14 protein-coding genes and 1 tRNA gene are annotated in these 13,162 nt (G+C 67.8%); 13 read left to right on the plus strand and 2 right to left on the minus strand.

Going from position 1 to position 13,162, the window contains the following annotated elements; all coding sequences use genetic code 11:
• The first annotated feature begins 106 nt into the window (after positions 1-106).
• The 11 genes from D7252_RS08065 to D7252_RS08115 all read left to right on the plus strand — a co-directional run bounded on the left by D7252_RS08065 (position 107) and on the right by D7252_RS08115 (position 8,105).
• Positions 107-985: an AraC family transcriptional regulator gene (locus D7252_RS08065; protein ID WP_120774912.1), complete on the plus strand. Its 879-nt coding sequence runs from the start codon at positions 107-109 to the stop codon at positions 983-985.
• Between the two features lie 38 nt (positions 986-1,023).
• Entirely contained in the window at positions 1,024-1,824 is an 801-nt protein-coding gene (locus D7252_RS08070; RefSeq protein WP_120774913.1) for a DUF1206 domain-containing protein, read from the plus strand.
• Positions 1,825-1,881: 57 nt separating this feature from the next.
• Positions 1,882-3,189: a cysteine desulfurase gene (locus D7252_RS08075; RefSeq protein WP_120774914.1), complete on the plus strand. Its 1,308-nt coding sequence runs from the start codon at positions 1,882-1,884 to the stop codon at positions 3,187-3,189.
• Positions 3,186-3,620: a Fe-S cluster assembly sulfur transfer protein SufU gene (sufU, locus tag D7252_RS08080; protein WP_120774915.1), complete on the plus strand. Its 435-nt coding sequence runs from the start codon at positions 3,186-3,188 to the stop codon at positions 3,618-3,620. Before D7252_RS08075 ends, sufU begins: the two co-directional genes overlap by 4 nt.
• A 16-nt stretch (positions 3,621-3,636) precedes the next feature.
• Positions 3,637-4,578 carry an N-acetyltransferase gene (locus D7252_RS08085; RefSeq protein WP_183055223.1) on the plus strand — a complete coding sequence of 314 codons (942 nt, stop codon included), beginning with the start codon at positions 3,637-3,639 and terminating at the stop codon, positions 4,576-4,578.
• Positions 4,575-5,288 (plus strand): NADPH-dependent F420 reductase, encoded by a 714-nt coding sequence (locus tag D7252_RS08090; RefSeq protein ID WP_374225785.1) that lies wholly within the window; start codon positions 4,575-4,577, stop codon positions 5,286-5,288. The genes D7252_RS08085 and D7252_RS08090 overlap by 4 nt, the downstream gene beginning before the upstream one ends.
• A gap of 70 nt (positions 5,289-5,358) precedes the next feature.
• Positions 5,359-6,018, plus strand: coding sequence for a GntR family transcriptional regulator (locus D7252_RS08095; protein ID WP_120774918.1), 660 nt, complete (start codon positions 5,359-5,361; stop codon positions 6,016-6,018).
• Positions 6,019-6,122: 104 nt separating this feature from the next.
• Positions 6,123-6,368, plus strand: a complete 246-nt coding sequence (locus D7252_RS08100; protein ID WP_120774919.1) for a hypothetical protein — start codon at positions 6,123-6,125, stop codon at positions 6,366-6,368.
• On the plus strand, positions 6,365-7,237 hold the full coding sequence (locus D7252_RS08105; protein ID WP_120774920.1) for a hypothetical protein: 873 nt from the start codon (positions 6,365-6,367) through the stop codon (positions 7,235-7,237). The genes D7252_RS08100 and D7252_RS08105 overlap by 4 nt, the downstream gene beginning before the upstream one ends.
• 133 nt (positions 7,238-7,370) lie before the next feature.
• On the plus strand, positions 7,371-7,955 hold the full coding sequence (locus D7252_RS08110; protein WP_120774921.1) for an asparagine synthase: 585 nt from the start codon (positions 7,371-7,373) through the stop codon (positions 7,953-7,955).
• A gap of 77 nt (positions 7,956-8,032) precedes the next feature.
• Positions 8,033-8,105 (plus strand) — tRNA-Arg (locus D7252_RS08115).
• A gap of 58 nt (positions 8,106-8,163) precedes the next feature.
• Here D7252_RS08115 and D7252_RS08120 read toward each other — a convergent pair.
• Positions 8,164-9,093, minus strand: a complete 930-nt coding sequence (locus tag D7252_RS08120; protein WP_120774922.1) for a LysR family transcriptional regulator — start codon at positions 9,091-9,093, stop codon at positions 8,164-8,166.
• 70 nt (positions 9,094-9,163) lie between these two features.
• Between D7252_RS08120 and D7252_RS08125 the strand changes: the two genes are divergently transcribed.
• Entirely contained in the window at positions 9,164-10,894 is a 1,731-nt protein-coding gene (locus D7252_RS08125; RefSeq protein WP_120774923.1) for an L-aspartate oxidase, read from the plus strand.
• Between the two features lie 148 nt (positions 10,895-11,042).
• Here D7252_RS08125 and D7252_RS08130 read toward each other — a convergent pair whose 3' ends face one another.
• Entirely contained in the window at positions 11,043-11,423 is a 381-nt protein-coding gene (locus D7252_RS08130; protein WP_251050669.1) for a hypothetical protein, read from the minus strand.
• Positions 11,424-11,576: 153 nt separating this feature from the next.
• Here D7252_RS08130 and D7252_RS08135 point away from each other — a divergent pair, with 153 nt between their 5' ends.
• Positions 11,577-13,106 (plus strand): L-serine ammonia-lyase, iron-sulfur-dependent, subunit alpha, encoded by a 1,530-nt coding sequence (locus tag D7252_RS08135; protein WP_120776871.1) that lies wholly within the window; start codon positions 11,577-11,579, stop codon positions 13,104-13,106.
• Positions 13,107-13,162 lie beyond the last annotated feature (56 nt).

The raw sequence follows: 13,162 nt of genomic DNA on the forward strand, positions 1-13,162 counted from the left end.
CCCGGTCGGGCACGGTGAAGAATGGCCGCACCCGATCGGATCCGACCAGAATGATCGGGTGCGCACGTGTGCCTCGACGACACGATGGTGGGGAAAGGAGGACCTCATGATCGGTACGCTCAACGCTCTCGTCGACCTGGTCGAGACCGACCCGGCAGGTGAGATCGACGTCGCTCGGTTCGCATTCGAACACGGCACGACCGAATATCACCTGCGACGGATGTTCTCGGCGCTGGCGAACATGCCACTCTCGGAGTACGTGCGCCGGCGTCGGATGACGCTCGCCGGAGCAGAGCTCGCCGGAGCAGAGCTCGCCGCGGGCGCCGCGAACCTGCTGGACCTGGCGGTGCGCCACGGGTACGGCTCGGTCGAGGCGTTCGGACGCGCGTTCCGTGCAGTGCACGGGATCGGCCCGAGCGATGCGCGACGAGACGGGGGTCCTCTCCGAACACAACCCACGCTCCGGTTCCGCCTGAGCGTCGAAGGGAGCATCCCGATGGACGTCACCATCACCCACCTGCCCGCACTCAACCTCGTCGGCCACGCGGCCGAGGTTCCGCTCATCCACGAGGGAGTGAACCCGCATATCCAGGAGCACATCGCCTCTCTGCCACCGGAGGAGCACGCACGCCTGAAGGCCCTCAGCGATGCCGAGCCAGCCGGCATCCTGGCGGTCACCTCGAACACCGAGCCGGACGCGCCGGAGGGAAGCCCGCTCACCTATCTCCACGGAGTCGCGGTGCAGTCGACGGCCTCGGTGCCGAGCGACCTCGATGTCATCGCACTCGATGCGGGCACCTGGGCCGTCTTCGCCTCGAGCGGTCCATTCCCGGAGACCTTGCAGAACCTGTGGGCGGCGACGGCGACCGAGTGGTTCCCGTCGAACCCGTGGCGGTTGCGGCAGGGGCCGTCGATCCTCCGTTACCTGGAGTTCACCGGAACGCACGCGTCCTGCGAGCTCTGGCTTCCGGTCGAACAGGCCTGAGCGCTGCCACTGCGCGCGTCGACGGCTATTCTTCATCGATGGGCACCGTCAAACACGCCGCGCGCACAGCGAAGGATTCCTCCGCGTTCCAGTGGATCGCGCGCGCGGGATTCGTCGTCGTCGGCGTGATCCACGTCATCATCGGCTGCCTTGCCGTATCGCTTGCGGTGGGCGCCGGTGGTGACGCGGATCAGGACGGCGCCATGGAGCAGATCCGTCAGAATCCGATCGGAGGACTGCTTCTCATCGGCATCGCCGTCGGTCTCCTCGCGCTTGCGGGATGGCAGATCGCCAGCGCGTTCCTCACCACCGATCCGGCCGACACCAGGAAATGGGGCGTCCGGATCAAGTACTTCGGAATCTCGCTCGCATATCTGGTGATCGCCGCGCTGGCTCTCATCTTCGCGGTGGGCGGTCGCGTCGAATCCGAGAAGGCGTCGCAGACGCTCAGCGCGATCCTGCTCGCCGCTCCCGCCGGGTTCGTCCTTCTCGTGATCTTCGGACTCGCCGTGGTCGGCGTCGGCGTGGGGTTCATCGTCAGCGGCTTCACCAAGGGCTTCGAGAAGCTCCTCCATCTTCCCGAGGGTGCAGCCCGCGCGGGGATCGTCACGTTCGGCGTGATCGGCTACATCGGCAAGGGGATCGCCGTGTCGGTGACCGGCGTCCTGTTCGTCGTCGCCGCCTTCACGGACAATCCGGACCGAGCCGGAGGCCTGGATGCTGCGCTTCGCAGCGTGCTCGCGCTTCCGCTCGGGCCATTCCTCCTCGGCGCAGTCGGTGCGGGGTTCGCGATCTACGGCCTCTTCTGCATCGCGCGCTCCCGCTACGCGCGGATGTGACCGCTGGGGCGGACGCGGGACAACCCGCGACCGCTCACCGGATGAGAAACTGGAACGATGAGCGTTTCTCCTGTCGCCGCCCCTGTCGCCCCTCTGAGCGACACCGAAGTGCAGCGCATCCGCGAGGACTTCCCGATCCTGCGCACACAGGTGCACGGGCATCCGCTCGCATATCTCGACTCCGGCGCCACCTCCCAGCGGCCGTACGCGGTGCTCGACGCTGAGCGGGAATTCGCGGAGACGATGAACTCCGCCGTGCACCGCGGAGCCCACACGCTGGCCGCGGAAGCCACCGAGCTCTTCGAGGACGCCCGCACCTCGCTCGCCCGCTTCATCGGAGCCGACGACGACGAGATCGTCTGGACGTCGAACGCCACGGAAGCGATCAACCTCGTCGCGTACTCGATGTCCAACGCGTCGGTCGGGCGCGGCGGAACGGCCGCCGAGCGATTCCGTCTTCGCGAGGGCGACGAGATCGTCACCACCGAGATGGAGCACCACGCCAATCTCATCCCCTGGCAAGAACTCGCCGCGCGAACGGGGGCCACGCTTCGCGTCATCCCGGTCGACGACGACGGAGCATTGCGGCTCGACATCGCCGGCGACCTGATCGGTGCACGGACGAAGATCGTCGCCTTCACCCACGTGTCCAACGTCCTCGGCGTCGTCAATCCGGTCGCGGATCTGGTCACTCTGGCGCAGGAGGTCGGTGCCCTGACGCTGCTCGACGCCTGTCAGTCCGCCCCGCACCTGTCCATCGACGTGCGGGCGCTCGGAGTGGACTTCGCCGTGATCTCCGGCCACAAGATGCTCGGGCCGACCGGGATCGGTGCGCTGTACGGTCGCCGCGAGCTGTTGGAGGCGATGCCGCCGTTCCTCACGGGCGGCTCCATGATCACCACCGTCACCACCACCGAGGCCGAATACCTCCCGCCGCCGCAGCGCTTCGAGGCAGGAACCCAGCGGGTGTCGCAGGCGATCGCGCTCGCCGCCGCCGTCGATTACCTGACCGCTGTCGGGATGCCGCGCATCGCCGCGCACGAGGCGGCGTTCGGTCGGAGACTCGTCGAAGGGCTGAGGGGGATCGACGGCGTGCGTGTTCTGGGTGCCGACATCGACCTTCCCCGCGTCGGGCTCGCGAGCTTTGACGTCGCCGGCATCCATTCTCATGACGTCGGACAGTTCCTCGACGACCGTGGCATCGCCGTACGCGTCGGGCACCACTGCGCTCAGCCGTTGCATCGACGTCTCGGCGTCACCTCATCGACCCGCGCCAGCACTTATCTCTACACGACGGATGCCGAGGTGGATGCCGTCATCGACGGGGTCGGCGGCGCCATCGAGTTCTTTCGGAGGGGCGCATGAGCGACCTGCAGAATCTTTACCAGGAGCTGATCCTCGATCACTCGCGCACCCCGCACGGCTATGGGCTGCGCGAGGAGATCGCCGCCCAGTCGCACCAGATCAACCCGACCTGCGGCGATGAGATCACCCTCCAGGTGCATCGTGCCCCCGACGGTGGCGTCGAGGCGATCGCGTGGGAAGGGCACGGATGCGCGATCTCCCAGGCTTCGGCATCGCTGCTCGCCGAGCTTGCGGAGGGGCTCTCGGTCGAGCAGCTCGAGGTTCGGATCGCCGCTTTCCGCGAGGCGATGCGCTCACGGGGGAAGATCGAGCCCGACCAGGAGCTGCTCGGCGATGCGGCAGCGCTCGGCGGGGTGTCGAAGTACGTCGCCCGTGTGAAGTGCGCGATGCTCGCCTGGGTCGCCGCCGAGGATGCGCTCGCCAAGAGCTGAGGGCCAGGATGGACACATGTCCGTGCAGCTGAAGCCCCTCCCCGCCGAGCGCTTCGACGACTGGCGTGCGGCCGCGAGACAGCGGGTCGTCGACGGCAACCGGGAGTCGGGGCTGCGCATCGGGGCGGATGCGACCGCTTACGCGGACGAGTTCTTCGCCACGGTCCTGGCGAATGGCGAGGAGACGAACTCTTCGCAGACGATGCTCGTCGTCGACGCTCAGCAGCGCGAACTCGGCACGATCTGGCTCGTCCTGACCGGTCGGAAGTTGTTCGTCCTCGATCTCGACATCGAAGAACGCCTGACGTCCGATCAGAACGACGCACTGCTCGCGCGGCTCGTCACGATCGCCGCCGACATGCAGGCGGACAAGATCGCTGTGCCGCTCTTTCCCCAGGATGCTGTCGAGCATGCGCTCGCCGAGGGGCGGGGCTTCGGCATCGCGTCGATTCAGATGGTGCTGGAGCCTCTGCCCGAGCGGAACGTCGCGGCCCACGTCGATGTGTCGCCGATGACCGAGCAGCGCTTCCCACAGTTCGTCGAGGCGTCCGAGACAGGCTTCGCACAGGATCTCGTCACGTCGGGCCGCTATTCGCCGGAGGATGCGATCGTGGAATCGCGCCGTCAACTCCGGCTGGGACTGCCCGAAGGACTGGCAACTGAAGGCCACTACCTGTTCACGGCATCCGTCGACGATGTCGAGGTCGGAGTCCTCTGGATCGGGCTGCGCACGCGCGACGAGCGGCCGCACATGTTCGTCTTCGACATCGAAGTCGCCGCCGACCAGCGGCGCAGAGGTTTCGGGCGCGAACTGATGCACGCCGTGGAGCGCGAAGCGCGCCGCCTCGGTGCGAAGTCCGTCGGCTTGCACGTGTTCGGTTTCAACGTCGGCGCGATCCGCCTGTACGAGCAGCTCGGGTACCGTCGCGTCGAGGAGACGCGGGTCCTCGACGTCTGAGCTGCCGCCGTGACGTCTCATGGAGACACATGGGGAATAGGCGCGCGGGACGAGCGTTGGGTTCGAGCATGACAACTCTCGGAATCATCGGTGCAGGACACATCGGCAGCCAGATCGCGCGGATCGCGGTGGCGAACGGCTATGACGTGGTGATCGCCAACTCGCGAGGACCGGAGACACTTGCCGATCTCGTCGGCGAGCTCGGGGAGCGGGCGAAGGCCGCCACCGCGACAGAAGCCGCGGCCGCCGCAGACGTCGCCGTCGTGACGGTGCCGCTGCGCGCGATCGACCAGCTCCCCGCCGAGGAGCTCGCTGGCAAGATCGTCCTCGACACCAACAACTACTATTTCGAGCGCGATGGACGGATCGAGGAGCTCGACAAGGGCGAGACCACCACGTCCGAACTGCTGCAGCGCCAGCTGCCCACGTCGAAGATCGCCAAGGCTTTCAACCACATCTATGCGTCCGAGATCACGACGGATGCGCTGCGGGCCGGAACGCCGAGCCGCCGCGCGCTGGCCACGGCCGGAGATGACCCCGAGGCGGTCGCCTTCGTCACTCGCTTCTACGACGAGGCAGGCTTCGACACGGTCAACGTCGGTCCGCTCAGCGAGTCGTGGCGAGTCGAGCGCGACCGGCCGGCGTACGTCATCCGACAGACGGCCGAGGAGCTCACGGCGAACGTCGCGAAGGCCAACCGCCTGCCCTGATCGACAGCCCCCCGCGCCCGCTGGGATACCAAAGCTTGGTTAACCGCCGTTCAGGTGAGAGACTTCGGGGATGACGGGGGCGGGGGCTACCGGCGAATTGGAGTCGGTCAGGGTGACGCGTATCCTGCGCGACGACATCGTCCTCGGGCGCCGCGTGCCCGGATCGCGACTGATCGAGCGCGAGATCGCCGCCCAACTGGACGTGTCGCGTCTTCCGGTTCGCGAGGCCATACGCACGCTCGTCTCGGAGGGCGTCGTCGTGGCCCGCCCGCGCTCCTGGGCGGTGGTGCGGGAGTTCACACAGCGAGACCTTCAGGACTTCGCCGAGGTTCGCGAGTCGATCGAGACTCTCATCTTCGTGTTCGCGGCCGAACGTCACGATGAAGCCGGTATCGCGCGCCTCCGGAGCGTGTACGAGCGGGAGGCGGCCGCCGCCCGTACAGGCCATGTGGAGGCGGCCCGGCTCGCCGCGGGAGAGTTCCACGAAGTCGCCGCCGAACTCGCCGACAACGAGATGCTGTGCGAACTCATCGGGGTGTTCGCGACCCGGCTGCGCTGGCTGTTCAGCCAGCACGACGACCTCGAGGCGATGGCTGAGGAGCACCGCGTCATCTTCGAAGCGATCGCCGCGAGAGACGCGGATGCGCTCCGCCGGATCGTGCCGCAGCATCTCGCCAGCGGCCAGGAAGCGGCGGTGCAACGTCTCGTGAGCAGCGAGATCGCGATCTGACGTTCGCGGCTGACTCACGACCCACCCTCGATCGCGCCGCTCCCGGTTGTATATTGAGCACTTCGGAGTGGTTCCGGAGTTGTCGCCTTGCCCTGGGGAGCGAGATGCGGGGTCTTGCTGTCGTCGTCGGAAGCCTGCTGCTGGTGGGCGGAGCCGCCCTCGTGGTGGTCGCCGACCAGGAGCGCACAGCCGCGGTCGCTGAAGTCCGCACCCAGATCGAGCAACTCGAGCAGAAGCTCGAAGGATCGCGCGGCGAGAATCTCGAGCTCGCGGAGCAGCTCACCGCTTTGCGGTCGCAGATCGCGGAGCAGGGCGCCAAGCTCGCCGACACGACAGGGTTCCTCAAATGATCCGTCGCGTGATCGCGGTCACGGTCGCGACCACGGTGCTGCTCTCCGCGGGTATGGTCGCCCGGGCAGACGCCCTCGACCAGGAGCGAACGGATGCTGTCGCCGAGCTCACCGCCCTCGCGGGTCAGGTGCATGATGCGGCGCAGCGCACGGACTATCTGACGGCATCCGTCGAACAGGCCGAGTGGGATGTGGCCGACCGGGAAGCAGTGCTCGCTTTGCGCCCCGCCTTCGTCGCGGAGGTGGGCGACCTCGTCACTGCACTCGAGCTGGCCGAGGGGAAGATCTACACGGCTGCGCACCGAGCATCCGCGCTCTCCGCGCAACAGGCGGTCGTCGCCGAGAAGGGTGACCCCGACACGGTGACAGCAGCGACGGCCACGGTTCGGTCGCTCACTGCCAAGGTCTCCGCCGAGGTCACGTCCTGGGAGTCTGCGCAGGCGGCACAGAGCGCCGGACCCGGAGGCCCTGTCTTCACGACGAGCGGTCCGGACGGCTATGCCAGGGTTCGTGCGGCGCTCGACCTCGTCGGCGGGGGCGGAATCGGGCTCTACGAGTCGTCGTCCTGTGCCGGGGGAACCGCTCCGGCCTGCGCGAACAGCAACGGCTACATCAAGTACCGCGCGGACATCGCAGGCTGGAGCCCGGCGCGATTGAACTGGGCCATGGCGCATGAGCTCGCGCACATCTACCAGTTCCGGGTCTGGGGAGCATTGAACGCCTCGGGGGCATACGGGGCGATGTTCGGCGGCGACCCCGAGTTCCTGGCCAACTGCATGGCTGTGGTTCGCGGCTACCCGGGATCCGTGGGCTGCAACGGGGATCAGCAGGCCTGGGCGTCGGGAATCTGGGTCGGCGCAGTGCGGTGATATCCCGCGACGCGGCGCACCGAAACGATGCACCGGGCGACGAATGTCGGATGCAGAGGGCAATGTTGTCCGGGGCAATCTGCCCCACACTGCGCCCGAGTGATACCGGTACGCTCGAAGTGAGGAGGTGGCCGTGGGACGAACAGCTGATGCCGTCGCCGAAGGCGTTGCGATCGCGACAGCTGCTGCGCGCCTCTCTCTCAAGAACCGCATCCTGGTGGGAACCATCGCCGAGAACGGTGTCTTCGACATCGACACGTACATCGCGATCGCTCGGGATGCACTCGGAGCGATGGCCGCCGAATCGGAAGACGCGGCCACCACGGTGACGGCTCTGCGCAAGCGCGCCCGTGGCCGGCATTCCGACCCTGTGGGCACGCACGACTACCGCGACCGCGATGTGCGCAACCTCCGCCGACGCGCCAAGCAGTCCGCAGGGGTCGCTGCTCGGCTTCGCGAGATCATGGAGGATCGGGAGCAGCTCAGCCGAATCGTCGAGGAAGCGCGGGAGGCGGCGTGGGCCGATGTGCGCCACAATCTCGATCGCCGTCTGTACGTCGAAGGCATGCGGCCCGACCAGGATCCGGACTACAACCGGATGCGCGAGGCGCGGATGCAGGCGCTCCGGCTGGTCGACCTGCAGGCGCTGTCCTCGGAGCGGCGGGCGCGAGCCAAACGGCTCAAGAAACAGGACAAGGGTGGCGACAACGACGGCTGACTCGTCGTTTCGCAATCCGCTCAGGACTGTTGTAGGCTTATCGTCGGCCCGCTGAGCGATATCGCATCGCGAGTCATGCGCCTCTAGCTCAATGGATAGAGCATCTGACTACGGATCAGAAGGTTGGGGGTTCGAGTCCCTCGAGGCGCACACTGTGTTGAGACAGTACAGAACCCCCGTCGCGAAAGCGGCGGGGGTTTTGCTTTGACTACAACAGGCTGGTGATGGCCGGATCCCGCCGCGCGACCTCCGCCGCCGTCGACACGATGATGCGCCGCATTTCGGCGACGGCAACCGCGGGAGTGACATCGGAGCGGTGCGCCAGGCTGACGGTGCGCGACATCATCGGATGAGACAGGCGAACCGAGCGGAGGGCGGGTTGGTCGAGAAGCACCATCGCCGGCACCACCGCCACGCCGAGCCCGCGCTCGACGAACCGGAGCACGGCATCCATCTCGCCCCCTTCCAGCACGGGTGTCGGATTCAGGCCGGCGCTGCGGAAGGCGGCATCCGTCGTCGCCCGCAGCTCATAGCTCTCGTCGAGGGCGATCAACGGCAGCGTGGCGAGATGCTCCATGCCGATGGCGGGTGTCACGGCGATCGGCGCGCGCGCGGCTGAGGACACGACCACGAGCTCTTCAGCCAGCAACGGCGTGCTGGTCAGGCTGACCCCTGCCGGAGTCGGACCCTCGGAGGCGGTGATGAGGGCGATGTCGACGGCGCCGACCGCCAGCTGCTCGACCAGCCGCCGAGACCCGCTCTCGGTCAGATGAAGGTCGACGTCGGGATGAGCCGTGTGGAACGAGCTGAGCGCCTCGGCGACCAGGCTGATGCACAGCGTCGGGGGAGCACCCAGCCGCACACGTCCCCGTCGGAGCCCGGCGAGTTCGCCCATCTCGTCGCGGATGGCTTCGGCCTCGGCGAGCATCCGCTGAGCCCGGGGAAGAAGGGTCTCGCCCGCGGACGTCAGCGCGATGTGACCGCGCGCGCGGTGGAAGAGCTCGGCGCCGAGCTCGCGTTCGAGGGTGGAGATCTGACGGCTCAGCGAGGGCTGGGCCAGATGAAGGTGCTCGGACGCCCGGGTGAAGTGGCCGAGGCGAGCGACTTCCACGAAGCCGCGAAGCTGCTCGAGGTTCATGCCGCTAGTCTATCGATACCAGAGGGATAATGCATTGGAGTTATCGGCCCCGGGTTCGTAGCGTGGACGCATGAGCTCACGCGAACGGCAGGTCTCCACCACGGTCCTCGTCATCGGCACCGGCGGGTCCGGCCTGCGGGCCGCCATCGAGGTCGCCGAACACGGCATCGACGTCCTCGCCGTCGGCAAACGCCCGCGGCAAGACGCCCATACATCCCTCGCGGCGGGCGGAATCAACGCGGCCCTCGGAACGATGGACGCCGACGACAGTTGGCAGCAGCATGCAGCGGACACCATCAAAGAGAGCTATCTGCTCGCCAACCCGCACACCGTCGAGATCGTGACGCAGGGCGCAGAGCGCGGCATCCGCGATCTCGAGCGCTGGGGCATGGAGTTCGCGAGGGAAGACGACGGACGCATCTCACAGCGCTTCTTCGGCGCCCACACCTTCCGGCGCACCGCCTTCGCCGGTGACTACACGGGGCTCGAGATCCAGCGCACGCTCGTGCGCAAGGCCGAGCAGCTCGAGGTGCCGATCCTCGACCACATCTACATCACGCGCCTGCTCGTGCGCGACAACGTGGTGTTCGGTGCCTATGGCTTCGACCAGTCCGACGGCACGCGGTACCTCATCCATGCGGATGCGGTGATCCTCGCCGCCGGAGGCCACAATCGCATCTGGCGACGCACGTCCTCGCGCCGTGACGAGAACACCGGCGACTCCTTCCGCCTCGCCGTCGACGCGGGGGCCCGACTGCGCGACCCCGAGCTCGTGCAGTTCCATCCCTCGGGCATCATCGAGCCGGAGAACGCCGCCGGCACACTGATCTCCGAGGCGGCGCGCGGCGAAGGCGGCATCCTGCGCAACGCGCTCGGCGAACGGTTCATGGACAAGTACGACCCGGAGCGGATGGAGTTGTCGACGCGTGACCGCGTCGCGCTCGCCGCATACACGGAGATCAAGGAAGGGCGTGGCACCGAGAACGGGGGAGTCTGGCTCGACGTGTCGCACCTCCCGCGAGAGACGATCATGACGAGGCTGCCGCGGGTCTATCAGACGATGATGGAACTGCAGATGCGCGACATCACCACCGACGCCATCGAGATCGCACCCACCGCGCACTACTCGATGGGCGGCGTGTGGGTGCGTCCCGAAGATCACCAGACCGATGTCGAGGGACTGTACGCGATCGGTGAGGCCTCGAGCGGATTGCACGGCGCGAACCGGCTCGGCGGGAACTCGCTCATCGAGCTGCTCGTCTACGGCCGCGTCGTCGGGCAGGCCGCTATGGCGCATGCCGCCGGGTTGGACGCGCAGCGGCGCTCCGCGGAAGCGGTGTCGGCCGCGCGCGCGGAGATAGACGGCCTCCTCGCTGCCGACGGCCGAGAGAATGTGCGAGCCCTGCAGCGAGCGATCCGCAACCTGATGACCGACTACGCCGGGGTGGTGCGATCCGAGGACGGTCTGCTCGCGGGCCTCGCCGACCTCGACATGATCGAGGGGCGGATGGAGGACATCGGCATCCATCCCGACATCGCGGGGTTCCAGGATCTCGCACACGCGTTCGACCTGAAGGCGTCCGCGCTCGCCGCTCGGGCGACGCTCGAGGCCGCGCTGGAGCGTCGAGAGACCCGCGGGTGCCACAACCGCAGCGACTTCCCCGACACGGATCCGACCCTGCAGGTGAACCTCGTCTGGTCGCCGCGCGGAGGAGTGACCCGTGAGGAGATCCCGGCGGTCTCCGCGGAGATCGCTGAACTCATGCGCGAGGTCGACACCGAAGGCAAGCTCGTCGAGTGACGGGCTGCGCTTTCCGGTTGCGGTTTCTGCCGGGGCTGCGCTTTCCGGTCGCAGTTTCTGCCGCGCTTAGACCCGCAGCACGGCAAGAACTGCGACCGGAACGGTGCTGGGTGGCAAGAACTGCGACCGGAACGGCGTGGCCGCGGGCTCAGTCGGCCGTGGCATCCTCGTCGATCTGCGGCTGACCGATGACCCCGATGCCTACAGCCTCGTGGTCGGGTTCGCCCTCTTGGCGCGAAGGAGCTTTCGGCTCATCGCCCGGATCCTTCTCGGTGCTGGGTTCCTCGAGCTCTTCGTTGCTCGGGACCTCGTTCGGCGCGGCCTCTTCCGGCGACTCCGCCTGCTCCGGGGTCTCGGCCTGGTCTGCGGCCTGCGTCTGCTCAGGGGCCTGCGCCTCGCTGCCGGAGTGGACCTGCTCAGGGGTGAGCGCGTTCACCTCTCCGGCATCTGCGCCTGGCGTGGGCGTCGGTACCGCGGTCTGTCCGGTGGTGTCCTGATCCGGCGCGTTCTGCTGCGTGTTGTCGCTCATGACCGTCCCTTTCCTGTCGTCGAAACCAGGATCGCGCCGCGACCCGCGTGAGGGTAGGGGCTTGACGCGCGGGCCACAGCGGATCAACGACGCCGACGGCCGTCGAGTTAATGTCGATGAACCGAATGGGGAAATGCGGCGTAGCCTGGAGTGGTGACAGCGTACGTCTCGGCCTTCGACCTCTTCTCCATCGGGGTGGGCCCGTCGAGCTCGCACACGGTCGGGCCGATGCGTGCGGCGCTGGACTTCGCGCAGCGGATGGAAGCGTGCGGAGCTCTCGGTCGAGTCGCCCGTGTCGGCTGCACCCTATACGGATCACTGGGAGCGACGGGGATCGGACACGGCACCCCGGATGCCGTCGTCGCCGGACTGCGCGGGCTCTCGCCGGAGACCTGTGACCCCGTGCACGTGCGCTCGGCCTGGACAGATCACCTCGCCGGTGAGCCGCTGCGGATCAACGGGCACCACGACGTTCCCTTCGTGAAAGACGACGTCGTGTTCGCTCCGCGCACCAGACTCCCCGGACACCCGAACGCCATGACTCTGACGGCATCGGATGCCGACGGCGCCGTCGTCGCCGAAGAGACGTACTATTCGGTCGGCGGTGGCTTCATCCGTCGCGACGGCGAGGAAGCGCCGCTCTCGCGCGGCGGCCTGCCGTACTCGTATGCGGATGCCGCGTCGCTGCTCGCGCTCTGCGACGAGAACGGACTGTCGATAGCCGAGGTGGCGCGTCTCAACGAGACCGCGCTGCGCAGCGAGGAAGAGGTCGCCGCGGGACTCGACGCGATCTGGGACGCCATGGCCGAATGCGTGGACGCCGGATTGCACGCCGACGGAGTTCTGCCCGGCATCCTGAAGGTGAAGCGGCGGGCCGGAACGATCCGCGCGCAGTTGGAGCAGGCGGAGGCCGGCGGGCATCGCGAGCTTCCCGGCGAGTGGCTCGGCGCGTTCGCTCTGGCCGTCAACGAGGAGAATGCGGCGGGCGGGCGCGTTGTCACGGCTCCGACGAACGGCGCCGCCGGCATCCTCCCCGCTGTGGCGATGTACTGGTGGCGGTTCCTCGCCGACTCTGGGCTCGGTGAAGGCAACGCCGTCACTCCATACGGCGAGCTGGTGGGCAGCGCGCTCATCGGCTTCGACCCTTCCGGGTCGTCGGGCCCCCCTCCCCGGTCGTTGAGCGAGGCGCGCAGCGACGAGACGAAACGCCCCGACCCGGCTCTCGTCGCCGAGGCGAACCGTCGCCGCGGCATCCGACGCTTCCTGCTGACGGCGACCGCTCTCGGGTCGCTGTTCAAGGCGAACGCCTCGATCTCGGGCGCGGAAGGTGGATGTCAGGCGGAGGTCGGGTCGGCCTGCGCCATGGCAGCAGGCGGCCTCACGGCGGTGATGGGTGGCACGAATCGGCAGATCGAGAACGCCGCCGAGATCGCGATGGAGCACCATCTCGGGCTCACCTGCGATCCGATCGGCGGACTCGTGCAGATTCCGTGCATCGAGCGCAATGCGATCGCGGCAGCCACCGCCGTCACGGCAGCCCGGCTGGCGCTGCGGGGGGACGGAAGCCACTACGTCTCGCTCGACGCCGTGGTCGAGACGATGCGGCAGACCGGTGCGGACATGTCGACCAAATACAAGGAGACCAGCGAGGGCGGCCTCGCGGTCAACGTCATCGAGTGCTGACCGGTCGAGGGTGCTGCGGTCGGGGGAGCTGTCGGCTGCCCCCGGTAGTCTCCCAC

This window comes from Microbacterium sp. CGR2 (assembly GCF_003626735.1).
Classification (GTDB): domain Bacteria; phylum Actinomycetota; class Actinomycetes; order Actinomycetales; family Microbacteriaceae; genus Microbacterium.

What these genes read in the sequence shown, in the direction of transcription:
- D7252_RS08065 (WP_120774912.1), top strand. Translation starts at nt 107, where the DNA reads ATGATCGGTACGCTCAACGCTCTCGTCGACCTGGTCGAGACCGACCCG.
- D7252_RS08070 (WP_120774913.1), top strand. Translation starts at nt 1,024, where the DNA reads ATGGGCACCGTCAAACACGCCGCGCGCACAGCGAAGGATTCCTCCGCG.
- D7252_RS08075 (WP_120774914.1), top strand. Translation starts at nt 1,882, where the DNA reads ATGAGCGTTTCTCCTGTCGCCGCCCCTGTCGCCCCTCTGAGCGACACC.
- sufU (WP_120774915.1), top strand. Translation starts at nt 3,186, where the DNA reads ATGAGCGACCTGCAGAATCTTTACCAGGAGCTGATCCTCGATCACTCG.
- D7252_RS08085 (WP_183055223.1), top strand. Translation starts at nt 3,637, where the DNA reads ATGTCCGTGCAGCTGAAGCCCCTCCCCGCCGAGCGCTTCGACGACTGG.
- D7252_RS08095 (WP_120774918.1), top strand. Translation starts at nt 5,359, where the DNA reads ATGACGGGGGCGGGGGCTACCGGCGAATTGGAGTCGGTCAGGGTGACG.
- D7252_RS08100 (WP_120774919.1), top strand. Translation starts at nt 6,123, where the DNA reads ATGCGGGGTCTTGCTGTCGTCGTCGGAAGCCTGCTGCTGGTGGGCGGA.
- D7252_RS08105 (WP_120774920.1), top strand. Translation starts at nt 6,365, where the DNA reads ATGATCCGTCGCGTGATCGCGGTCACGGTCGCGACCACGGTGCTGCTC.
- D7252_RS08120 (WP_120774922.1), bottom strand. Translation starts at nt 9,093, where the DNA reads ATGAACCTCGAGCAGCTTCGCGGCTTCGTGGAAGTCGCTCGCCTCGGC.
- D7252_RS08125 (WP_120774923.1), top strand. Translation starts at nt 9,164, where the DNA reads ATGAGCTCACGCGAACGGCAGGTCTCCACCACGGTCCTCGTCATCGGC.
- D7252_RS08130 (WP_251050669.1), bottom strand. Translation starts at nt 11,423, where the DNA reads ATGAGCGACAACACGCAGCAGAACGCGCCGGATCAGGACACCACCGGA.